Source organism: Parabacteroides distasonis ATCC 8503, assembly GCF_000012845.1.
In the GTDB taxonomy this organism is placed as follows: Bacteria; Bacteroidota; Bacteroidia; order Bacteroidales; family Tannerellaceae; genus Parabacteroides; species Parabacteroides distasonis.
This window is the reverse complement of sequence record NC_009615.1, coordinates 704375-729914: the sequence shown is the minus strand read 5'-3', so window position 1 is coordinate 729914 and position 25540 is coordinate 704375. Positions and strand designations below refer to the sequence as shown.

Sequence of the window (25540 nt, the reverse complement as noted above, 5' to 3'; positions counted from 1 at the left end):
CGCTTTGGAAGTACAAGAATTATTGAAACTATATGCCGCTCACCCGCAAGTGACGGCGCTGGACACCCTACTGAAAAACGATACGTCCCGCAATATATTCCTAAAGGGACTGAATGGCTCGGGTCCGGCGATGACGATCGCCTCTCTTTTTACGAAAGGAAGGGGAAGCTATGTGTGTGTGTTGAACGACCAAGAGGAAGCCGGCTATTTCTATCACGACTTGATGCAGCTTACCGCCAGCAATGAGGTATACTTCTTCCCATCCGCTTACCGGAGGGCCATCAAGTACGGGCATGTCGATCCGGCGAACGAGATCCTGCGCACCGAGGTACTCAGCCGGTTGCAAGACCCGGACGCCTCTTTCGTGATCGTCACGTATCCGGACGCCTTGGCGGAACGAGTCGTGGCCCGGGAGGTATTGAAGGAGAATACCTTAAAAATCAGCGTGGGCGAGAAGCTGGATAATATGTTTGTCTCTGACGTGCTGGACGAGTATGGCTTCGAGCAGGTCGATTATGTATATGAGCCGGGGCAGTACGCCCTCCGGGGCAGTATCCTCGACGTTTTCTCTTTCTCCTACGAGTTCCCCTACCGTATCGACTTTTTCGGCGACGAGGTGGAGACCATCCGTACGTTCGACGTGGAGACGCAACTCAGCAAGGAGAAACTGGACAGCATCTATATCGTCCCGGAGATGAGCAAGAACGCCAAGGATAGTACTTCCTTGCTAGGCTCCCTTCCCCGGAACACCTGCATAGCGGCGAGAGATCTCGCATGGTGCAAGGAGCGCATCGGAAGCGTATGGAACGACGATCCGGTGGTAGCCGACGAGGAATCCTTCGCCGATATCGACCAGATGCGGAAGAAATTAGTCCGGGGCGAGGACTTCCTACGGGAGGTCTTGGATTTCCGTCGCATCCATTTCGGGGCACGGCCGATGGGAACGGCGGACGCTACCATCCATTTCTCTACGCAAACGCAGCCGATCTATCATAAGAATTTCGACCGGGTGAGCGAGTCGTTCCATAAATACCTCGACGAGGGCTATACATTATATATATTGAGCGATCAAGAGAAACAAGCCAACCGTATCCGGATGATTTTCGAGGATAGGGGCGACAATATCCCTTTCACCGCCGTAAACCGCACGATACACGAGGGATTCGCCGACGATACGCTACGCATCTGCTTTTTCACCGACCATCAATTGTTCGACCGCTTCCACAAGTTCAACTTGAAGAGCGATAAGGCACGAAGCGGAAAGATCACCCTTTCGCTCAAGGAGCTGAACCAGTTCTCGCAGGGGGATTATATCGTACATATCGACCATGGCGTAGGACAGTTCGGGGGATTGGTACGCACCGAGGTGAACGGTAAGATGCAAGAGGCCATCAAATTGATTTATCAGAATAACGATATTATATTCGTCAGCATCCATTCCCTGCATAAATTATCGAAATACAAGGGGAAAGAGAGCGGCGAGCCTCCTAAGTTGAGCAAGCTCGGCACAGGCGCTTGGGAAAAGATGAAGGAACGTACCAAGGCGAAGGTGAAGGATATCGCCCGGGACTTGATCCTCCTCTATTCCAAACGCAAGCAAGAGACGGGTTTCGCCTACACGCCGGACAGCTTCATGCAGCATGAGCTGGAAGCCAGCTTCATCTACGAGGACACGCCGGACCAGATGAAGGCGACCGCCGAGGTCAAGGCGGATATGGAAAGTACCCGTCCGATGGACCGGCTGATTTGTGGAGACGTTGGTTTCGGAAAGACCGAGGTAGCTATCCGCGCGGCATTCAAGGCGGTATCGGACAATAAGCAGGTGGCCGTGTTGGTACCCACCACCGTACTGGCTTTCCAGCATTACCAGACGTTTTGTGAGCGCTTGAAGGATTTCCCTTGCAAGATCGATTATATCAGCCGGGCCCGTACGGCCGCGCAAATCAAGGCTACCTTGAAAGAGCTGAAAGAGGGCGAGGTGAATATCTTGATCGGCACCCACCGGATCGTCGGCAAGGATGTACGTTTCAAGGATCTGGGCTTGCTTATCATCGACGAGGAGCAGAAGTTCGGGGTATCCGTCAAGGAGAAGCTTCGGCAGCTGAAGGTGAACGTGGACACCTTGACAATGACGGCCACCCCGATCCCCCGTACCTTACAATTCTCCTTGATGGGGGCCCGGGACCTTTCCAGCATCACCACGCCACCGCCCAACCGTTATCCCGTGCAGACGGAGGTGGAGCGTTTCAATCCCGATATCATCCGGGAAGCGATCAATTTCGAGATGAGCCGGAACGGGCAGGTGTTCTTCATCAACAACCGTATCCAGAACATTTACGAGATGGAAGCCTTGGTACGGCGGGAAGTCCCCGACGCACGGGTAGCCGTGGGGCACGGGCAGATGGAGCCGGAGAAGCTGGAGAAGATCATCCTCGACTTCGTGAACCATGAATACGACGTATTGATCGCTACCAGTATCGTGGAGAGCGGCATCGACGTGCCCAACGCCAATACGATCATCATCAACAACGCCCAGCAATTCGGGCTTAGCGACCTCCATCAGCTACGCGGACGTGTAGGACGAAGCAACCGGAAAGCCTTCTGCTACCTCCTTTCCCCGCCCCTCACCTCGCTGACGCAGGAGGCACGGCGCAGGTTGCAAGCGATCGAGAACTTCTCCGAGCTGGGTAGCGGTATCCATATCGCCATGCAAGACCTCGATATCCGGGGGGCCGGCAATATGTTGGGGGCCGAGCAAAGCGGTTTCATAGCGGATCTGGGTTACGAGACGTACCAGAAGATCTTGGAGGAGGCGGTAGACGAGTTGAAAAGCGAGGAATTCGCCGATCTTTACGCCGATAACACCGAAGGGCACCGGGATACGGGCAGCGAGTACGTCCGGGAGACCTATATCGAGAGCGATCTAGAATTGATGTTCCCTCCCACCTACATCCCCAACGACTCGGAACGTATTTCCCTATACCGGGAGTTGGATAATATGGAGGAGGAACGTGACATCCTCGCCTTTACGGAGCGCCTGAAAGACCGCTTTGGCAAGATACCGAAGGAGGGCAAGGAGTTGATCCGGATCGTGCGCCTCCGTCGCATGGCCAAGAAACTGGGTATGGAGAAGGTGATCCTGAAGAAAGGGCAGATGAGCCTCTTCTTGGTGAATAACCCGGACAGCCCGTATTACCAAAGCGAGGCGTTCGGCAAGCTGCTGGGCTTCATCCAAAAGCATCCCCGTGAATGCAACCTCCGGGAGCAGAACGGCAAGCGAAGTATCGTGATCAAGAACGTCCCTACGGTGGAAGCGGCATGCGGCTACCTGCAAGAGATGGAAAAAATAAACTCAACCAACTTTTGACACATCCTCTTACAAACACGAAAAGATATGGAAAAGAAAACGATTATAGACCTTTTTGAGAGTTCAGTGAAGCGCTTCCCCGGTAATCCTTTTTTATGGGAGAAGACGGGCAAGCGATTCGAGCCAACCACTTACTCCGAGGTTCGAGACCTCGTCTATGAGGAAGGCGCAGGCCTCGTATCGCTGGGCGTGCGGAAAGGGGATAACATGGCTTTGCTGAGCGAGGGCCGCAACGCATGGATCATCGGAGAGCTGGCCATGTTTTACGCCGGGGCCACCAATGTCCCCCTATCCATCAAGCTGGAGGAGGCGAATGACCTCTTATTCCGCCTCGTCCACGCCGACGTGAAATATATCATGGTATCGGGCCTGCAACTCAAGAAAATCCGGGCGATCAAGGATAAGCTCCCCGCCGTACGGAAGATCATCGTACTCGACGAGCAAGCGGAATACCAAGACCGTGAGATGTCGCTGTCCGAGATACGCCGGATGGGGAAGGTCTATCTGGGTATTCATCCGCTAGAGGAGTTCTTGGCGATCGGGCAATCGCTGGGCAACGATGATTACGCCACCATCACCTATACCTCCGGCACGACCGCCGATCCGAAAGGCGTGATCCTCACCCACCGTAACTATACGGCGAACGTGGAGCAAGCGCTCACCTGCGTGGATATAGACGATACGTGGCGTACGTTGGTGATACTCCCGCTGGACCATTGCTTCGCCCACGTGGTAGGATTCTACATCTTCATGTCGAAGGGAGCCTCGGTAGCTACCGTGCAGGTAGGGCGTACCGGTATGGAGACCTTGAAGAATATCCCTATCAATATAAAGGAGTTCAAGCCGTACCTGATACTGAGCGTCCCCGCCTTGGCGAAGAACTTCAAGAAGAATATCGAGCAAGGTATCCGAGCGCGAGGCAAGAACGCCGTCCGCCTTTTCAACCTAGCCCTACGGATCGGTTATATCTATAACGGGGATAGCGACGAGGAGGAAGGAAAAGGCTTCCGCGTCTTCTTGAAACCACTGATCCGTTTGTTCGACAAGCTATTGTTCACGAAAGTCCGTGAGAACTTCGGGGGCGAGCTGAAGTTCTTTATCGGAGGGGGCGCCTTGCTGGATAAGGACTTGCAGAAGTTCTATTACGCCTTGGGAATCCCGATGTACCAAGGATACGGGCTGAGCGAGGCGACACCGATCATCTCGACCAACGGCCCCCGCCGCCACGTCTTCGGCAGTAGCGGCGTATTGGTGCGGCCCCTCGACCTAAAGATCTGCGACATGGACGGCAACGTACTTCCTCCGGGGGAGAAAGGCGAGATCGTCATCCGGGGAGAGAACGTGATGGCCGGCTACTGGAAGAACCCGGCATCGACGGCCGATACCGTAAAGGAGGGTTGGCTGTACACCGGGGATATGGGATATATGCGTGACGGGCTTCTTTATGTGTTGGGGCGTTTCAAGAGCCTGCTGATCGGAAGCGACGGGGAGAAATACAGTCCGGAGGGTATAGAGGAAGCCTTGGTAGAGCATTCCTCTTGCATCGACCAGCTGATCCTGTACAATAACCAGAGTCCGTACACGACCGCCCTGTTGGTCCCTAACAAAGAACGGTTGAGGAAGCATCTGGCCCACCAGAATCTGGACCTCACGAGCGATCAAGGCCGGGAAGAGGCCATCCGTATCATCCAGCGCCAGATCGACCGCTTCCGCAAGGGAGGCGACCTGTCTAGTATGTTCCCGGATCGTTGGTTGCCGACCACCTTCGCCATCCTCCCCGAGCCTTTCACCGAGCAAAACGGCATGGTAAATAGCACCATGAAGATCGTCCGGGGCAAGGTAGAGAAAGCCTACGCCGCCCGTATCGCCCAGCTCTATACCCCCGAGGGGAAGAACCCGCAGAACAAGTGGAACAAGGAGGCGTTGTAGAGACGCGGCGTGCTGCGTCTCATCCCCCGCGATGGGCCTTGCTACCCCGGCAAGGCCTTTGTTGTTTCAAGAGAGCCGCAGAACGAGAACAACACAAAGATATTTATGTAAAAAACAAAGTTTATTTTTGCTTTTATGTAATTTTCTACTGACCTTTGACAGTGATTAATAATTGCCTATTCCATAAATAGTAGCCCCCCAGCTCCTCGGAGTTTCTTCTCACAGCTAATATGGTTTAATAATTTCTTTCTTGAGAAATGAATCTCTAAATCTAATTTTATATGAAAACTAAATTTTTAGCACAATTACTGTTATCAACATGTTTGATATCCTCCTGCACGAGCGAAGATATAGAATTTTCAGATGTAGACGAACAGGGATCGATAGAAACCACCACGTTGGATATCGATGAAGCCAAAAGTTTATTGCAAGAGTTCGTGGCCGATGCTTTCACGAAGTCTAACACGTCTTTCACGATCAAAGAGCATAAATTAAAGACTCTGTATATTGATAACACAGAGACCTTGCCCGTTACAGTCAGAGATACGATACCCGTTTATGAGTTCACTACCGAGACGGATGGACAAGAGGGCTACTCCGTGGTAGTCGGAGATAAAAGAGTAGAGAAAGTGCTCATTTCAGTACCTTCCGGTCTTTTATCGGACACATCGTTCATCGAACCTTTGCGATTGTATTATAGAGATATCCCGATGCTCATTCAGCAAGATCTGAATCAATATTACGCAGAGACACAAGAAAAGGCCATTCAAACAAAGATGAGTGTGGAAGCTTGCTATAAAGACCTACCTACACTTTGGAGTCAAGGATATCCCTATAATGAAAAATGTCCAATAAAGTGTTATGACCATGCGCTTGCTGGATGTAATGCCATTGCTATCGCCCAGATCCTCGCTTATCACAGAGTCCCAACAAACCTTAATTGGAATGCTATCTTAGCTAGCTCTACGGTAACATCTTCTTCTAGCGCAACTGTCATAGATCAAGTGAGCACACTTATAGCAAACATAGGAAGTAAAATCAGCACAGAGTATGAATGTCTCGAAAGTGGAGCATCTCCAAGCAATATACCATCCTGTCTAATTTCTTATGGGCTTAAAGCAGATGGTATCGTAACACTTTCCGTTGAAGAATGTAAAATGAACCTTCAAAATGGAAGACCGGCGATTCTTTTCGGATATACGGCATCAAATGCAGGCCACACATGGGTTTGCGATGGATGGAAAAAACATATATATGATGACGGAAATTGCTATGATTACTTAAAAATGAATTGGGGTTGGGGAGGCGATTCGAACGGATTCTTCTTAATAGAATACCCAATGTCTTTCAATGCCGGAGGATATTTATTTAACAAAAATCTAAAGATGATTTGCAATATACATAAACTATAAACATATAAGATACTCATGAGAAAAACAATCATACTCGCTTCAATCTTCTCCTTCATCCTCATAGCCTGCACCAAGGATGACAACACATGGAAATATGGCGACAAACAGGAGTTGGCAGGCTCGGAATGGCTCAAAGTAGAAATGTATCCCGTGACTTATGTCTCCAACGAGGGATTCTCTCCCATCCGGAACCCCAAAGAGCAAACGCTGCGTTTCGAGGACGACGGCTTCACGATGACGACTAAAGGCAGTGTGCATGATGACGAATCGCAAATCATGCGGGATACTATCATCCTCACGCACGGACGCTACGAGTACGAGCACCCTACCCTGCGATTGACACCCGACTCCGGCAGCCCCTCCGTGGAGGCATGGATCTCCCCTCTGAACAGGATTTGCTTCCATGATAACGGAGACCTCCGAGAGTTCAAACGGAAATAACGATCCGCCGAGGCCCGGCCATCACGGTTGGGCCTCGCATTTTCTAAAGATTCGACCTCGCACTTGCCGCGGAATGCCGCATTTCCCCAAGATTCGACCGCACACCCGATGTACCCCCCGTATTTTTCCAAGATTCGACCGCGCACCCGCCGCGAGGTCTCGCATTTCCCCAAGATTCCGTTTCGCGCCCGATGTAAGCCCCGTATTTTCCCAAGATTCAACTTTTCACCTGCCGCGAGGTCGAATCCGCGAAAAATACGGTAGTTTCCAGAGCTATATCCACCGATTTGTCTTACCTTTAGCCAGTATTAAACCTGATCATGGATCTAAATCAACAAGAAAATGGAAAAGATTACAAAAGTAAAAGACATTAACATCACGAAATTGAACAACGCCGAGTACCGAACCTTCATGGCCCGCTACGGGAACCTGCTCGCGGGTGGCGGAAGCGACTCGGAATCGCCCGACGAGATCAGCTTCGATCCGAACGACCCGCTGGGCATCCCCCAAGAAGTTCGTACAGCCTTCGCCGCCGATTTCGCCCTATTGACCGACGCCGTGAACCAATCCTCGGCCAGCGAGGAGACCGCGCAGATGTCCACCCTCGACAAGGAGAGGGATGATCTCTTGATCTTCATTACTTCCACCATTACCCAAATGACGAAAAGCCCGCTGGCGGCGCAACGCACGGCGGCCGAGAAGCTATACCTTCCCGTGAAGCCCTACATCGGAGCCGCGCGCCTCGCCAACTTGCAGGAGACGGCCGCCATCGAGGGCTTGCTGGTAGACCTCGACAAGGACGGCATGCCCGAGGCGCTGGCGGCGCTCACCCTCACCGAGGTAGTGGCCTCGCTGAAGGAGAAGAACCAGCAATACGCAGCCTTGACCGAGCAGCGCACCAACGCGCAAGCCGACAACCCCATCGAGAGCGCCAAGAAGATCCGCCTCCGCATGGACGAGGAATACGACGAGATGACCACCTACGCCTTCGCCCAGAGCGTGGTGAAGCCAACGGCTACGACCGCCACCTTCATCAACCGCCTCAACACCCTCATCGACGAGACCAACGCCCTCTACAACCAACGCATCGCACAAGCGAGGGCCGCCGCCGCCAAGAAGCAAGCGGATAGCGAATCGCCGTCAGAGATATAAAGCCGTGAGGCCCTCATGTTTTTTAGATTTAAGAATGATGGGGCTCCCCTCCCTCCAAGGAGGGGATGCCCCATTGATTAATGATTATTAATAGCCTCTCCCCCCTCCCTCCCACGAAAAAAACATACCTTTGCCAACTGTATTATCCGTGAAGGAATAACGAGACATTTACATGATAAGATCTATTCGCTATATCACTTTGCTAGTCCTGTTACAATTCGTGACCGGCATTTCCGTCCTATACGCCCAGAGCATAACTTCCGCGTCCGGAATCGTGAGAGACTCCGTAAGCGGGGAACCCCTATCCTACGTATCCGTCATGTTCGAGAACTCGACGATCGGGGCGATGACCGACGATGACGGGGCTTTCAGCCTCCAGAATGACAAAGGGCTTACCCGGCTGGTCGTATCCTCGCTTGGATATGACAATAAGGTCGTAAACCTAAAGGCCGGGCAAAAGAACGACAATCTGGATATATTATTAAGCCCCACCTCCTTCCAGATCGCGGAGGTAGAGGTGAGGCCTACCAAGGAGAGATACTCCCGCAAGGACAACCCCGCCGTGGAACTGATCAAGAAAGTCATAGAGCATAAGAACGACAACCGCATCGAGGCGAAGGACGAGTACCAAAGCGAGGTGTACGAGAAGCTCAGCATGTCGCTGGACGACTTCAACCCCAATCTCGAGAAGAATAAGTTCCTGAAGAAATTCAAGTTCATCAAGAACTATCTGGATACCTCGGAGTTCAACGGGAAACCGATCCTGACGATCTCCGTCCGTGAGACGATCTCCGACCAATACTACCGCAAACATCCCAAGGCGGAGAAGACGATCACCAAGGCCAAGCGCCAGCAGGGTATCGACAAGACATTGGACGATGGAGGCGCCATCACCGCCAACCTTGAGGAGATATTCAAGGGCGTCAATATCTTCGACAACAATATCAATATCTTGTTGAACCGTTTCGTGAGCCCGTTATCTTCCACGCTGGCCGTCTCCTATTACAAATATTATATCATGGATACGGTGGACGTAGCCGGAGATAAATGTGTGGATCTCGCCTTCGTGCCCGTAAACAGCCAGAGCTACGGCTTCACGGGCCGCTTGTACATCACGCTGGACGGTAATTACGCCGTCAAGAAATTCCTCTTGAACACCCCGGCGAACATCAACCTCAACTGGGTGGACAAGCTTCGGATCGAGCAAGAGTTCAAGCGGATGCCGGATAGCACTTGGGTGCTCGCCAACGAGAATACCTACGTTAATTTCTATATCGTAAAAGGGGCGCAACAGCTCTATGCCCACCAGCTAAGGAATTTCGATAAGTATCAGTTCGACGTGCAGAACGCCGACTCGATCTTCGGTCTTCTCGGCCCGATCCATGAGTTGCCCGAAGCCACCGCCCAGACCGACACCTTCTGGATACACAACCGCCATGTCCCCTTGAAAGAGAAAGAGAGCGCCTTGGACGACTTGCTGGCGCAACTTCGCAAGGTACCGGCTTTCAACGTGATCATCAAGACCGCCGAGATATTGATCACCGGTTATATCCCGACCACGGCGGACAAGGATAAGAGCAAGTTCGATTTCGGACCGATGAATACCACGTTCAGCGCCAACCATCTGGAGGGCTTCCGCATGCGTGTGGGAGGTATGACGACGGCAAACCTCAACCCGCACTGGTTCGGTAGCGGTTATCTGGCCTATGGCGTAAACGACCGTAAGCTAAAGTATAACGCCAAGCTGACGTATAGCGTGAACAAGAAGAAATATCACGAGGGAGAAAGCCCGGTGAACAACATCTCCGCGATCCAAGAGTACGACGTATATACGCCCGGTCAGGACTTCCTCTTCACCAGCAAGGATAATATGTTCGTGGCATGGAAGGTGGGCGAGCCCGTCACCATGATGCAATACATCCGCAAGACCATGCTCCAGTACCAGAAGGAATGGCTGAATGGCCTGACCCTTACCACTTGGGCGCGGAACGAGAACAACGAGGCGGCCGGAACGCTCCGCTACGACCGTTACAACGCCGACGGGACATTGACGAACCTAAAGAGTTTCACCAACACGGAGCTAGGGGCCCAGCTTCGTTTTGCCCCGGGCGAGCGTGCCTATAACGGACGAGAGGGTAAGAACTCGCTTTTCAACCTCTCGAAAGACGCTCCCGTATTCAAGCTATCCCATCAAATGGGATTGAAGAACGTGTTGGGGGGCGACTTCAACTACAACCATACGGAGATCAGCGCCGAGAAACGGATCTGGCTCTCTTCCTTCGGACATATCGACGCCTTGGTGACGGCGGGCAAGGTATGGGACAAGGTTCCTTTCCCCTTGCTCATCATGCCGAATACCAACCAGTCCATCACGATCCAGCCGCAAGCCTTCAACATGATGCGTGCGCTGGAGTTCGTAAGCGACCAGTATGTTTCGTTCTACTTCACGTATTATATGAAGGGATGGATCTTAAACCGTATTCCCGGCGTGAAGTGGCTACGTTTGCGTGAGGTGATATCGTTCAGCGGTTTCTACGGAGGACTGACCGATAAGAACAACCCTGCCTTGGACCCGACGGGACTATACCGTTTCCCCGAGGGAACCTCGCCGATGGGCCGTACGCCTTACCTGGAGGCCAGCGTAGGTCTGGAGAACATCTTCAAGATATTACGGATCGATTATTACCGCCGGTTGACGTATCTGGACCAACCGAATATCAAGAAGGGGGGCGTGCGTATAGCGCTGCGGTTCTCCTTCTAAGAGAAGGGACGTAGAGAATTGACAGTTGACAGTTAATTTAAGAGAGATAAGAAAAAATGGGGGAGTTGGGACGTAGACCGAACGCATGGGCATTGACGCCGCTGGTGGTATTCTTATTGACTTATTTGGTGGTATCTATCGTGGCGGGAGATTTCTATAAGATGCCGATAACGGTAGCCTTCGTCATCTCCTCGATCGTAGCGATAGCGATCTCCAAGGGAGGCAAATTAAGCAACCGTATCGAGCAGTTCTGCCGGGGGGCGGCCAACAGTAATATCATGCTGATGGTATTGATCTTCATCCTCGCCGGGGCCTTCGCGCAGACCGCCAAGGCGATGGGTGCCGTAGACGCTACCGTGAATCTGGCGATGTCCATCCTGCCCGGTAACCTGTTGGCGGCCGGAATCTTCCTAGCCGCTTGCTTCATATCCATCTCGGTAGGTACGTCGGTGGGCACGATCGTGGCCTTGGCCCCGGTAGCCGTCGGTATAGCGGACAAGACGGGGATGCCGGACGCCCTTATGCTGGGTGTCGTGGTGAGCGGCGCCATGTTCGGCGATAACCTGTCGTTCATATCCGATACGACTATCGTAGCTACCCGCACGCAGGGTTGCCAGATGTCCGATAAGTTCAAGGTGAATATCCGTATCGCCCTCCCGATAGCGATCCTGACCGGATTGATATACGTGCTGGTGGGAAGCGGCGTGGAGAACGCTTACGCCCCCGCCCCGATCGAATGGGTCAAGGTGATCCCTTATCTGGTGGTATTGGTAACCGCCGTTTGCGGGATCAATGTCATGCTGGTGCTATTTATCGGGATCGTCCTGTCCGGTATCGTAGGTCTGTGGACCGGTAGCTTTGATATCTGGGGCTGGAACGCCTCCATGGGACTAGGTATCACGAATATGGGCGAGCTGATTATCGTGACGCTTCTGGCAGGAGGCATGTTGGAGATGATCCGTTATAACGGGGGTATCGACTGGATCATCCGCAAGCTTACCTCCCGCATCCATTCCTCCAAGGGGGCCGAGATGAGCATAGCGGCCTTGGTGAGCTTCGCCAACCTCTGCACGGCCAACAATACGATCGCCCTCATCATGGCCGGCCCGATCGCCAAAGATATAGCGGACCGGTTCAAGATAGATCCCCGCCGCAGCGCCAGCCTATTGGATATCTTCTCTTGCTTCGTACAGGGAATCATCCCCTACGGCGCCCAGATGTTGATGGCCGCCGGACTCGGGCATGTCTCCCCTATCGAGATCATGCAATATCTTTACTACCCGTATCTATTGGGAGCAGGCGCCTTATTGGCGATCTTATTCAATTACCCGAGGAAATATACATACGTATAGGCTGCCCGTCCTTACGAAAAAACACAATAGTATTCAAAGCAAAAAGACTATTGTGTCCGGGATTGAATACTATTGTGTTCGCTGATGAATACTACTGTGTTCAGGTGGGAACACGGTAGTGTTTGGGAGCGATGGGAATACCGCTGTCGGATTAGCCGAACAAATCCAGCGTAAGCTGTTTCTTTGCGGCTTCCAGTTTACGAAGATGCCGCTTGCCTTGAGGGGTGACGATCTCCATCTTATCGAAACGGGTACGTATCACCGTAGTCACGGTATAGCTCACGTTGACCACCTCTCCTAGCTCCGACAGACGGCGGGCGATCTCCAAGACGCAATCGATGCACATACCGCTCGTGAACGAGATCTTGTCCTCGAACATCTGTTTCTTGAAATCCTCATCTTGCATATAGAAATCGATCGTCTCGCCTCCCTTGTTGTAGATACCTTTCCACCGATACTTACTATCTTTCAGTACCGGCGAGATGATCTCTATCGTGGCCTTATTATCCTTGACCGTAGGCAGATCGTCGCTACGCAAGATAAAATAATCGAACTGGTCCCGTTTCACCTCCAGCGAACCGGAACGGTTGCGATCCTTCTCGTTCAACTCACGTACCGAGATTTTCGTCACCTTCGGATACCCTTTCAAAGCCTCGTAGAAATTAGACTTACACTTACAGAAACGGGGCGAGGCGTTCAACAGGTCGATCAAGCGGTGTGAAGGCGTAGCCCCCGGAGTCTTCAGCCGTAGTTCACGGCGTAACTTGAACAGCTCACGCTGCATCTCCTCCTCGTCCGCCGGCGTACGATCCATCAGCGGCTGTCCACCCACCGACAAGGAAGGACGGGTCAATATCTGCATCACCAAGTTCAACACGATAGAGATAGAGCGGCTACTCTCCCCAGCCACGCCCAGCTTCTCACGGAAACCACCCTCCTTATCGTAAGGCTCGTTGTAAACCGTCAGCTTCACGTCCAGCATATCCGCCAAGGAACGTATCAGCGTAAGAATCTCCTTCTCACACCGGTGCTTGGTCATGGCATCCATATAATTGGATTTATTATTAAAGGAATAACGTATCTCCAGCTTATTCGCAAATTTTAAATAGAGTCACTCATTTGTTTCTAGTTTTTCGGTTCTTCTTTCGGTTTACGATCAAAAAACGGGTTCTTCGACGAGGCGCTGACCGGTATCGCCATCACGCATTTACAGTCTCCCAACAGCCCCAGTCGTTGGGCCGCCAAGCCGGCGCTGAACATGACACGAGTATCCACACGCAGGTCCGCCGCCGTAGCGCAAGCCGAGCCGATAGCGATACCCAGATCGACGGAATTAATAGCGCACGGAACCAAGTCCGGCTTCTCCACGCAGGTATCGAAACCGCAATGGGCGCAGTTCAAGCCTTGTACTTTCTGGGAGGTACCGATAATCACCACGGCGTCGGCACTCTTTATATTCTCGGCGTCACGGAGCAGGAACTTGAATCCGGTCTCGGCCGCTATCCGGATCATCTCATCGGACAAGCGCAAGATATCCCCATCCGTCACCATCGCTATCTCTATGATATCAATACCCTTGCCTTTAGGAGCCGTGCGAGCGGCTGTCATCATACGGCGTGCGGCCTGTAACACAAGCTCATGCCTGATTTCTCTTTCGTTCTGTATCATATCCTTCTAAATTCAGTGAAACAAAATTAAGCAAAATATACGAAACCAAGGCAAACATATGAGGATAGAATTCATAATTCAAGATTAGTCATTCGGTCCGTGGCCTTAAAGGGATAAGCCGGGTATTCATAAATACTGAAACGAGGCTCGGTCTCTCCCTCGCAATAATTCCAGATCGTACGGTACTCATTGACATCCTCGCCTATCTCCTTCAATTGCCTAAGGTAAGCGGCCACGGATTTATTCTCCACGATATAGACCTCACCCATTTGATCGATAATCGGGCTATGCCGACGGCTCCCGTCGTGATCGAACTTAAGAATCCGCTTTCCCTCGGAAGTCAGTCCAATGGTATGGAAAGTCATGCTCTTACCAATAGCGGGCAAGTTCAACACGTTACGATCCGTCCCGGCGAACAGCAACCCGTTCTCCTTCAGGAAACGAACCAAGCACTTGCCTAAAGGACGCTGGTTACGGATCATATCATACAACTCCGCCTGTTTCTCCTCCGGCACCTGCCCGAAGATCTTCTCCTCACGAGCCTCTTGCAACGAGCGGCTATTCGGGGTATAAACCGCATAATTCTCCCGGAATCCCTTCACGGAGAACGTATAATAGCAAACCACCCCAAGGGCGTTTAAGGTCTGCCGTAATTTCGCCGTATGCCCCCTACGGGAAGCCGAGACCGTATAAACCAACTGATTCGTGATCGTCCAGCCCGCCGCCAAGATCGCCTCGATAGCGTGCCTCGCCTCCGGTGTCACCTCCAGTGGAGACTGGAAATGCGTTTGTATATAGAACTGGCTCACGCCGATAGCGGAAGCCTTCTCCTTGAACTCCCTCAATATACCGACCAACTCGTCGGTCACACGCAGCGGAAGATAAGCCAGCAACCGGGAACCTAGCCGTACCCGTTGTAACTCGGCGTACTTCTCGCCCTCCGGACGGCTCTCGTTCGCCTTCCGTTTCCGCACCGCCATCTTATATACCGCCTCCAATATTTTACGCAAGGTAGCGTTCTGGCTCATCAAGGCATCCCCGCCCGTTATCAAGATATCCCTCAGTTGGGCGTCTTCCTCGAAATAACGCATCAGACGACGTAACTTCCGGTCCCAACTCTCCTTAGGCTTCAGGGCCTCGAAATCGAAATTCAACCGCTCGCTCTGGAAATCATACATGCGCTGGCAAGAAGCGCACAATCCACCGCAGGCACGCCCCATCGAATCGGGGATCAAGATCGCCACCTCCGGATACCTCCGGTGTATATTATGTCCCTCCGGCAATAGCCAACCCGCCGCGTTCGGCTCATCGGCAACGACCATGTCTTCCTTTTCCCACGCCTTAATGCTTCCATACGTATCTACCAGCTCGTTCGAGTACATGATGTACGATCGCACCGTAGCGTCGTCATACCCCTCATGTTCTATATTTAATAGGGAAAGATAATAAGGAGTCACAAAAAAGGGCATCCCCTTCTTTTTGGCACGGGCCAATAAGCTCATCGTCTCGTCCGACAGGGAATATCCCAAAAAGAAGTTCAATTCCGTAGGACTCTTGATCGCCATCGACAAATGGAAACGAGCGGTATTCCACCATTCACGTACCCGAGCCTCTTTCTCCTCATAGGAGATGCCCTCGGCGAACTGGAAACGTGACGAAGGGCTATGGCGTCTTTCTATCTTCTTGATCAAGCAAGCGATGATACGCTCCTTGTTCCTCTCACGGATAGCGATCACCTCCGGGTCAAGCCCGGTCGGCCAGCGGCTCATCTGCCTTTTCACCAATGCCCGGTCCGGCAGGATCTCAACCGGATGTTCCAATAAATCAAACTGATGGTATAGGTCGATAAATAAATCAGGAGAGACCTCATTTTCCAAATGGCCGGTCAGGAACTGCCAAAGATAAGTGACCGTCCGCACCGGAAGACGCTCGCCCGTAGACAGCTCGTCCACGAAAGTATCATCATGCTCAATCAAAAGAAGGATACGCCTCGCCACCGCCATTCCTACGTTTTCTTGGGTACTTTCCTTTTCCGTGAGCCAGGATAAAATAAGAGAACGCAAAGCATCCTTAAAATACTTTGCGTTCTCACTTTCTTCCGCTAAGGTCACCAACCAAGGGAAGCTCTGGTTATATACTTTTTTCAGTTTAGAAATGTCGGATACAAGATGTTCTTTTTTTATCATAAGCATGTCATTTTTGTAGATTAGAATACATTTGTAAAGCGTCCTCTTGACGATTTTCTACAAAAATAACAAAAAATACGGCAAAATGCCGTTTATACAAATCTAAAACATCTTAATAAATCCTTACCATACGATTGACGGACAATACTGCGATATCGTATTTTTCAATACCTTTAGATTGATCGGCTTCGTGATAAAACCGGAAGCCCCGGCTTCTTTAGCGGCTTCCATATCAGAGTCGAATACATAAGCCGACTGCATGATTACGGGGATATCTTTCGATAGCTTACGGATTTCCTTCAAGGACTCGATACCCGTCATCTCAGGCATCTTTATATCCATCAAGATCAAGTCCACCTCGTTTTCCTTAAAGAGAGCCAAAGCTTCCAAACCAGTTTTAGCACGGATCAAATTACAATATTTATGTAAAATGGTCTTCAGAAGTAAATAATTACTTTCCTCATCCTCCGCGATTAGCAACGTGGGCTTTCCTCCACCCAAATCATTTTTCACATCCATATATATAACGTTTTATTCTTTTAATCAAAATCAAATAAACTCTGATGAAGCAAAGATAAAACAAATATTAGAAAGTAGACATAAAATTCAAGGAGATATGAGTATTCGGGGAAGTTCTTTTTCCACCCATGCTAGAAAGTTACGTCTATACCTCCCATAAATATCGCCTTCGGCATCGGGAATCCTTCGTTGATAGAATAACGGGTAGCCGTTAAATTCTCTCCTTTGACAAATAGATTCAAGCCTTTATCACGTGTACCGAAACGGTAGGCTGCCTTCGCGTTCAAAACCGTGTAATCCTCTTTCACCTTGTCCGCCGTATTGATATAAAGGTCGAAAATGGATTGTACGTTCACGTTGAAAGTGAAACGTCCCGGGGCATACATCACGCCAGCGAAAAACTTATGCGCCGGAGCCGCCAGCAGGGCCTTGCTCGTATGCAAATAGCTATAGTTCATATCGAGGCTCAAATTCTTGAGAATCTGGTAACGGGAATCGAACTCGATACCTTTATTCGTAAAAGTACCCGTATTGACATTCTTAGGCCGTCCGTCTATACGTGTCGTCTCGATCATATCCTGCCCGTCGATAAAAAAGGCAGTCAACTCCGTAAACAAGTTGCCGTCCAAAAATGTCTGCCCGATGGATACCTCGTAGTTCATCATGCGCTCCGGTTTCAAATCTGGGTTCTGAGGCGGGAACATGTACATCTCTCGTATATTCGGACTCCGGAAGCCTTTCGACAAAGAAGCCTTTATCACGTTCCCCTCGAACGGACGTACCGTGAAGCCGGCCTGCGGAATCCACTCGCCGCCGAAGATACTGTTATGCTCATAACGAACCCCGGCGTTCAAGCTTACCTTGTCAAATAGATCCTGCTGCATGATAACGTATCCGGCTACCTCGTTCACGGTCTTATTCACCAACTCATTCTGGTTACCATTGATACTATCCTGCCATGCGTGACCACCCCAGTTCTTATAATCGATGCCGACCGTAAAACTATTCCCTTTCACCAAGCGGAAAGACTGATAAAGCAAGAAACCCGCATTATGATCGTCCGAATAAAACAGATAAGGATTAGGCGTCCCGCCCGGATTATACCCATCATCAATCTTATGATGGCCCCAGTTGTAGAAAGCACGAAGGGCACCACTTGTCTTCCCGTAATTATTCTCTAAAGCGAAGGAGGTAGTACCTCGCAGGATATTCATGATATTATCGATAAGCGGATTTGTTATCTCTCCCGGGTTCTGGTTCTTGAACTTAGCTAAGCTTACGTCTCCCGTCACCTTATAATGATCATCAATCTTATATCCTAACTTAGCGAAACCATTCGTGATATGAAACTTCGAATCCGGACGATGTCCATCTGTGCGGTCATGATTCAAGGAGATATAACTACTAAAGTTACCGATATTGTACCCATTATTAATCATATACTTCTGGGTGTTATACGAGCCGTACATGATACGGGCTTGCGTACGCCGTCCCGGCTGATTATGCTGGCGGGTGATGATATTCACGACACCTCCCATAGCGTTCGAGCCGTATAACAAGGAACCCGGACCACGGATCACCTCCACCTTTTCCACGTCCGAAGCCACATAGGTATCCGGAAGCGAATGGCCGAATAGACCGGCCCATTGAGGCTGTCCATCGAACAACATCAAGACCTTATTACCCTGTCCGACCCCCCGGATATTAACCGTCCCGGCCGCTCCCTCGGAAACGCCGAAACCTGTGATCCCTTTTTCCGTGACAAACAGCCCGGGTACTCGCTCCGACAATACGGGAAGCAACGCCGATTCACTGCTAGCCTCAATCTCCTCCCGTTCGATGACCGAGATAGATAACGGCACACTGTTCCGGTTCACATGGATCTTGTTGGCGGAAACTACCACCCCTTTCAAATTGATCAGACTGTCAATCTCTACCGGATCTATCGCGAATGCCATGGAGCTTACCAATAGTCCGGAAACTAGTAAAAGTTCTTTTCTCATATACTACTTATATCTATACTATTTATCATTTTAAACATCCCTTAGTGGCACGTCTGCCAAAAAACGTGTTACCAAACCTTCAAAAAAAAGCATTAATCCGCCCGGCTCATCACCAACTTACCATGCTTAATGCCTTTGATTGTCGTCAACTTATCCGACAATTCCGTCAAGCGGTGGGCCGTTCCCATCACCGTCACTATATGCAAGCAAAAATTCTGATTGATATAATACTGGGAAGACGACAAGATCACATCCTTATAATTTTGTTGGATACCCGTGATCTTCAAAGAGATCTCTTTCTTGACTTGGTCATACATAATCACGATCGTCCCGGCTACGATATGGTTGCATTGCCATTTACGTTCGGCTACATTCTTCTCTATCAGAAAACGAATCGCCTGCGAACGATTGGCGAAGCCATTCTCATTCACATATTGATCCAATGATTCCAACAGATTGTCTTCCAAAGAGACACCGAAACGTTTTAAAGACATAAAACCTTTTTTTATAATTTTCGGTACCAAAGGTAGTGTTTTTTCAAGAATCTCGGTATTCTATCGGCAGGAAGAGGAAAAATTAGTCGCTAATCACGAAAATTCACTCCAGTATCCCACCATAAGCGAGTACCTCCGGTATCCGGACCTCCCAGATACTCACACAAGGCGGAATATTGAGCCGGGTTACCGGAAATAATGCTAACCGGGAAATTCAAACGACGAATCATCGTTCGCGTATCGATCTTTCCATTGCTTTTATTCACCAAAACCGGGAACAAACGGGGATAACCGGTACGCCTCTGCTCCGCCCAAGCCTCACAGCCCTCGGGGTAACAAGCGATCCATTTTTGGGTAATGATCTTCTCCAGCTTGGTCTCCCTAGAGGCTTCTTCATCCCATGCCGGAGACACCAAGCAAAGCGCCTTCGCCGAATATTCGGGAGTAAACGTATCCACGAAATCGGCGGCTACAAGATCACTCCGCAAATAAGTATTGGCCTCTCCTACCCTCCATTGATTGAACGATGATCGTACGCCTTGCTCATAGCAAGTCCCGGCATCCTCCCCGGACCAGCCTCTCAAGGCTGCCTCCGCACGTAAGAACCAAACTTCCGCGGGCGTCATTAATATAGCGTCCGTTTTCTGGGTAATCGTGCTTCTCGAATGCTCACTATAGCGGGAATGATTAAATCCTGTCCCTTGCCGGATTCCCCGGTACTCCCCGGAATATCCCTGTCCGGTAGCAGGCTCAAAATAACAGGATAACCGAGGGTCTTTATATCCTTTAAGGATCGATTCCATATTAGCGTTCATAAAAACCTCTCCCCACGCCTTATTGATCTCCCCTAGCGGATTCGAGTAGCCGGTTCCGGCGGTAGAAACCGCGACGACCTCATAAGCCTCCTCCAGCAAACCGGCTGGATGTGTCAGCGACTTATGCGCCTCATCCCTTGCCTTATCAGGGTCGGCCATAGCGATACGAACCGCCAAGCGCAAACGTAATGAGTTGGCGAAACGCATCCATTCCCCAAACGTCCTGTAATTCTCCGGCATAATCATATCGAAACGAGAAAAGGTTTCCTCTCCATCATATTCAGACAGCAAGTGAATAGCCTCCCCCAAATCCCGGAAAAAAGCATAATAAGCGTCTTTCTGGGAATCCGGCATTACCCCGGCATCCGACTCCCCGAACTTCGTATACACGATCGGGCCATAATAATCCGAGATCCGATGCATGACCTCTACTTTCAGTATTTTAGCGATCGCATAGAAAGCCGGATATTTATCACGGGAATGATCTTCCGTCTGCTTTATCTCCGTCATGATATATCCATACGTATTATCCCACATCGTGCCATTCCAGCCATCCTGCAAATTATAGACCGTATTTCCCAATCCGGCGTTGAAGGGTTTAAAATCATGCATATAACCGGAAAACATATCCGCATTCAGATTTTGCATCGTTTGGAAATGCCAGTTCTTACCATTCCCCCAATCATAATTAAAATAAATCCCCATCTGGACTACTTTTAACCAGACACCGAACGTATTATAATCATACGTTTTCTGCTCGTCAGTAAACCCCGTACTATCGGTATTATACTCCTCGAATTTACCCGTACAAGAAAAAAGGAGTAATACGACCAACAGACTTGCCATTTCATTCAGAAATCTTGTCTTCATACACTTAGAATGAAAGTTTCACATTAAAGCCAACACTTCTCGTAGTCGGTATCCCGAATATATCGATCCCTTGATTACTATTACTCACCGAAAGTATGGCATCCGGATCAAATGGAGCCTTTTTATAAATAAAGAATAGATTCCGGGCGACAAAAGACAGTTCCGCCTTTTTAACAAATTGTTTTCTTCCCAACAATCTCTTCGGTAGCGTATATCCCAAAGATAACTCTCGCAAACGGATATTGGTAGCATTGTACATATAATATTCGGTCACGCCGTTTCGTCCTCCCACCTGCTCATAAAATCCTTTTATGTTATAAATATGATGCCCTTCCAAATCCACATACCCCATCGTACGGGCCTCTCCAGAAACCTTACTCACTCCTATTTGGTCAAGCACAGCCTGCGTCTGGGCCAATACCTCTCCCCCAAAATGCCCGTCTATCAGGAAATAGTATGAGAAATCCTTATACGTGAAACTATTCCCCCAACCCAATAGGAACGCCGGATTGCAATTCCCCACCTTAACCGTATTCCCGCTACCGATCTCTTGGGGCAAACCGTCCCGGCCATACACGATCGCACCATATTTATCCCGCTCAAAAGCTTTCCCATAGATATCGCCAAACGAACCACCTTCCACCAAACGCATCGCATAGCTAGAAGAGAACCCTTCGTTTCCTTGAATAAAGCTAGCCAAATCATCGTGCAGTTTTTTTACCTCATTTTTATTCCGAGAAAAGTTGAGTGTCGTATTCCATTTAAACTGGTTCGTTAATATGGGAACCGCACCTAGCGTCAATTCTACTCCCATATTCTGTATATTTCCCGCATTCACAAAATAATACTTGTAAGCGGCTCCAGCGGAAGAAGGCAAAGAAAAGAGTTGCTCTTTCGTGTTGGTCTTATAAAACGTAAGATCCACGTCCATACGATAATCAAAGAATTTCCATTCAGTACCTATCTCAAAAGAGCTGCTCATCTCCGGCTTCAAGGTACCGAACGGAGCCGTATCATTCGGCTGGGGAATCCCGCCCGCTGCGATATGGCCTACCGTATTGCTAACGAATAAAGGTATATCATTACCCACCTTACTCCAAGAAGCCCGTACTTTCCCAAAAGATATCAAGGAAGGCATCGAGAAGGATTTAGGGATAATCCAAGAAAGACCGACTGAAGGATAGAAAAAACCTCTTGATTTACGTTCCGTAAACGCAAGGGTAGATGACCAGTCATTACGTGCGGTCACATCTAAGTAAAGGCTTTCCTTATATCCCAACTGCGCCATAGCAAAAAAGGATTGCATTTGCCGGCGTGCGTCATCCAACTCCTCGATGTAGGCACTGGACGACATGTTAATATTAGCAATCGTAAAGACATTCGGATAATACAAGGAAGCCGTTTTCGAATCCAGCCTCAACGCACTGGTGCGTGTGTCCGTTATGCTCGTACCGATAGCGGCGTTCAAGGAGAAATCATCCCAGCTTTTATTCAATTTGGCCATCAAATCCCCATAGAGCAACGTAGTCTGGCAGGTGTAATAAATGTAACGCCCGTTCTCACCGGCGATACCCGGAGAGGTAGAAGCGTATATTTCCTGCTGATACTTATCATTCACATAATCGATATTTCCACGGCCCTGTAACGTAAGCCAATCTGTCACCTTGAAACTAGCGGAAGCCAACGCCAACACACGGGCACGTTTATCCTCGTTTTCCGTACGGTTGACCAACCAATAAGGATTTTGCTCAAAATCAGTAATCGTAGTATACCAGTTCTGGACGTTCATATTCCGTTTCTCGTTATATACCTCAAAGTTCTCCTTATAAGGCGCCATATCCATCCCTCTAGGAAACGTGTATAAACCTTGTAACGGGTTCATATAAAATCCCCCGACCGTAGGTTTCCCTTTGATTGTTTGGAGTATCAAGTTTGCCTGCCCCTCCAAGATCAAACGATCATCAAAGAAAGAAGAACTTTCACGGAGATTAAAATTATGCTTGCTTAAATTATTCTTAGGAACAATGCCCCGTGCGGTCGTATTGGCATACGAGAAATAATTTTGCACATGGCTATTCCCTGCCGTAAATATCAATGAGTTAATAGCGGTAATACCCGTCCGGAAAAAATCGCCGACAGGGTCATAGACCGGAAGAGAAGCCCGGTCTCCCCAACAAGTTTCCGCCCCTTCCAGCCGTCCAAACTCATTCTGAAACTTGGGGAGACTGATCGCTTGATCGACAGTCAGCGACGAGGAGAAATGAATATTCCGTACCCCGGCCTTACCTTTTTTCGTTTTGATCAAGATCACACCGTTCGCCGCTTGTCCCCCATACAACGCAGAGGCCGAAGCCCCTTTCAAGACACTCAAACTCTCTATATCATCGGGATTTAAATTAGAGATATTATCTCCCGCATCTCGATTACCGGCATCAGCTGCACCTCCAATCGCCGTCGAGGTTTGCTCACTGCTAACACACAAGATAGGGACACCATCCATTACATACAAAGGTTGATTATTTCCGGATACAGAACGACTTCCTCGAATAATCACTCGAGAAGAGCTAGCCAGACCAGCGGAAGTCCGATTTATCTGAAGACCTGCCATCTTTCCCGAAAGCGTACTCATAAAATTAAAATCCTTGGTCCTTACTAATTCCTCTCCAGAGATCAATTGAGTGACATAAGGTAAAGAAGATCCCTTTTTTTCGATACCAAGAGCCGTAACAACCACCTCGTCTAGAATCCGAGTATCATCTTCCAGCTGAACATTCAAAAATAATTGCCCCTCATACTCAATTTCTCGTGAACGATAACCAATATAAGAAAAAACTAAAGTAGTCTCCTTAGGAAGCTCCAAGACAAAACGACCATCCACATCCGTAATCGTACCGTTCTTTGTTCCCTTCTCCACCACATTCACGCAGGCAATAGGCTCTCCTTCGTGATCAGTCACGATACCTTTTATCTTACCATCCAATTTTTGTTGTATCTGAATTATTGTCTCTTTTTTACTCAAAATAATCTGGTCATTCATAACTGTATAGACAATCGTCCTATCCTTAAACAATAAATTTAAAATCTCAAAAACCGTACGTCCAGATAAAGGGCTACGCAACTTCTCGGATAAATTGATCACTCGAGCATCATAAATAAAAGAATAATTGGTTTGGCTCTCGATCTCATCTAAGGCTTCCGCCAAGCTAACAGAAGCTGAAATATGAATATAAGATTCTGCATATTCCTGTTGGGCATCTAGTGGGAATAAACATAATAACAATAGAGAGAATACACTAATACACAATCTCATAATTCAACAAAGATTAAATGATAAAAAATACTCTTATCGTCATGCTCATAGTGAACAAAGTTACAGAAATTTTCATTATGGCAAATAAATTCCGCTAAATTTTCAATACCACATCCATCAAACCACAAGGATTTCAAATATTTACGCACAAAACTATGTAAACATATACTCATCAAAACATATCGTATAACTGATTCATGAAGCGATGAAAACAAGTTGTGGTACAAACAAAGCCCCCAGTCAACGTTATAGGCAGTGTCCTGCTACATATATGCTGCACTCAGCGGAAGTAATTGATTAAAGCAATAAAATCATCTAGTATTACACTTAAAAAAACTCTTTATATATAAGTATAAAGATTAAAGCTTCAGATTAAAAAGAGGATGCATGAGGCATCCTCTTTTTATAACCAATTCATTACAAAGTGATATTAGAAGGTATTTGATCTAAATCATAATAGTCATGAACTATCTTATCCGGATATACCTTAACAATTCGAATACCAATTCGATCTTCCCCCAAAGGAGTACAAATAGAATTTGTTATTGTAATATTGAAATTTCCATAAGAACTCATCGCATTATAATGTAAATGTCCAGCAAACATATTACTTACTCGATATTTATCCATAAGATCTAAGTATATTTTCCGTTTTTTTATGGGAATATTCTCATATCTATTTGTCTCATTAGGCTCTTTCACAAAGAAAGGATAATGTCCAAAAAGGATACGATGATTACATTTCTGAGAGTTCTCTAGATTTTTCTCCAACCAGACCAGTTGTTTTTTTTCTTTTTCTTCTCTATTTGCAAAAATAATAGGAGTATTTAATCCAATAAAACAACTATTATTTAAATGAAAGCAAAAACAATCATATCCATATTCATCCATATAACAAGAAATAGACTCATCTGTACTCTGTTGATTTAAATCATGATTACCTGGTAACACATAAACAGGGATGTTTTTTTTTATCAAAGTACAAATTCGTTTAAATTCGTTAATTTGATTTTGATCTTCACCATCATTTACCATATCACCCGTTATAACCACAAATGCCGGATTCAAATTATTAATAACAGCAACAACCTTTTCCATGATTTTTGTCTCTTGAGAGAAACTTTTATTCTTTTCTAACATTCCAAACTGAGGATCTGATAATTGAATAAAATAAAAAGGTTCAGACTGAGCAAAAGTTTTTGTAACACAAAAAATCACAGTAACTAGATACACCAATAATCTACTCATAATATAATATTTT

16 protein-coding genes are annotated in these 25540 nt (G+C 48.6%); 7 read left to right on the top strand and 9 right to left on the bottom strand.

Annotated features, from left to right (window positions below; translation table 11 throughout):
• The first annotated feature begins 4 nt into the window (after window positions 1-4).
• The 7 genes from mfd (at window position 5) to BDI_RS03030 (ending at window position 12414) form a co-directional block, all read left to right on the top strand.
• On the top strand, window positions 5-3367 hold the full coding sequence (gene mfd, locus BDI_RS03060; protein ID WP_011966094.1) for a transcription-repair coupling factor: 3363 nt from the start codon (window positions 5-7) through the stop codon (window positions 3365-3367).
• A 27-nt stretch (window positions 3368-3394) separates the two neighbouring features.
• Window positions 3395-5296: an AMP-dependent synthetase/ligase gene (locus tag BDI_RS03055; protein ID WP_011966093.1), complete on the top strand. Its 1902-nt coding sequence runs from the start codon at window positions 3395-3397 to the stop codon at window positions 5294-5296.
• A 281-nt stretch (window positions 5297-5577) separates the two neighbouring features.
• Window positions 5578-6708 (top strand): C10 family peptidase, encoded by a 1131-nt coding sequence (locus BDI_RS03050; protein WP_011966092.1) that lies wholly within the window; start codon window positions 5578-5580, stop codon window positions 6706-6708.
• Between the two features lie 15 nt (window positions 6709-6723).
• Window positions 6724-7149 (top strand): hypothetical protein, encoded by a 426-nt coding sequence (locus BDI_RS03045; protein WP_011966091.1) that lies wholly within the window; start codon window positions 6724-6726, stop codon window positions 7147-7149.
• Between the two features lie 342 nt (window positions 7150-7491).
• Window positions 7492-8301: a DUF6261 family protein gene (locus tag BDI_RS03040; RefSeq protein ID WP_011966090.1), complete on the top strand. Its 810-nt coding sequence runs from the start codon at window positions 7492-7494 to the stop codon at window positions 8299-8301.
• A 172-nt stretch (window positions 8302-8473) separates the two neighbouring features.
• Window positions 8474-11062, top strand: coding sequence for a DUF5686 and carboxypeptidase-like regulatory domain-containing protein (locus BDI_RS03035; protein ID WP_005857781.1), 2589 nt, complete (start codon window positions 8474-8476; stop codon window positions 11060-11062).
• A 56-nt stretch (window positions 11063-11118) separates the two neighbouring features.
• Entirely contained in the window at window positions 11119-12414 is a 1296-nt protein-coding gene (locus BDI_RS03030) for a Na+/H+ antiporter NhaC family protein (protein WP_011966089.1), read from the top strand.
• 151 nt (window positions 12415-12565) lie between these two features.
• Here BDI_RS03030 and BDI_RS03025 read toward each other — a convergent pair whose 3' ends face one another.
• The 9 genes from BDI_RS03025 to BDI_RS02985 all read right to left on the bottom strand — a co-directional run bounded on the left by BDI_RS03025 (window position 12566) and on the right by BDI_RS02985 (window position 25527).
• Window positions 12566-13462, bottom strand: a complete 897-nt coding sequence (locus BDI_RS03025; RefSeq protein WP_011966088.1) for a hypothetical protein — start codon at window positions 13460-13462, stop codon at window positions 12566-12568.
• Window positions 13463-13539: 77 nt separating this feature from the next.
• Window positions 13540-14082 (bottom strand): ferredoxin domain-containing protein, encoded by a 543-nt coding sequence (locus BDI_RS03020; RefSeq protein WP_005863072.1) that lies wholly within the window; start codon window positions 14080-14082, stop codon window positions 13540-13542.
• Between the two features lie 71 nt (window positions 14083-14153).
• Complete coding sequence (locus BDI_RS03015) at window positions 14154-16268, bottom strand: KamA family radical SAM protein (RefSeq protein WP_011966087.1); 2115 nt, start codon at window positions 16266-16268, stop codon at window positions 14154-14156.
• Between the two features lie 123 nt (window positions 16269-16391).
• A complete protein-coding gene (locus BDI_RS03010; protein WP_009275015.1) occupies window positions 16392-16787 on the bottom strand; it encodes a response regulator in 396 nt (131 codons plus the stop codon).
• Window positions 16788-16918: 131 nt separating this feature from the next.
• Window positions 16919-18790: a TonB-dependent receptor plug domain-containing protein gene (locus tag BDI_RS03005; protein ID WP_011966086.1), complete on the bottom strand. Its 1872-nt coding sequence runs from the start codon at window positions 18788-18790 to the stop codon at window positions 16919-16921.
• 92 nt (window positions 18791-18882) lie between these two features.
• The gene (gene nikR / locus BDI_RS03000) at window positions 18883-19284 is read right to left on the bottom strand and encodes a nickel-responsive transcriptional regulator NikR (RefSeq protein WP_005857797.1); all 402 of its coding nucleotides are present in this window, start codon (window positions 19282-19284) and stop codon (window positions 18883-18885) included.
• Between the two features lie 89 nt (window positions 19285-19373).
• Window positions 19374-20969, bottom strand: a complete 1596-nt coding sequence (locus BDI_RS02995; protein ID WP_009275012.1) for a SusD/RagB family nutrient-binding outer membrane lipoprotein — start codon at window positions 20967-20969, stop codon at window positions 19374-19376.
• 4 nt (window positions 20970-20973) lie between these two features.
• Window positions 20974-24279, bottom strand: coding sequence for a SusC/RagA family TonB-linked outer membrane protein (locus BDI_RS02990; RefSeq protein WP_011966085.1), 3306 nt, complete (start codon window positions 24277-24279; stop codon window positions 20974-20976).
• Window positions 24280-24696: 417 nt separating this feature from the next.
• Entirely contained in the window at window positions 24697-25527 is an 831-nt protein-coding gene (locus tag BDI_RS02985; RefSeq protein ID WP_009275010.1) for a metallophosphoesterase, read from the bottom strand.
• Window positions 25528-25540: the final 13 nt, after the last annotated feature.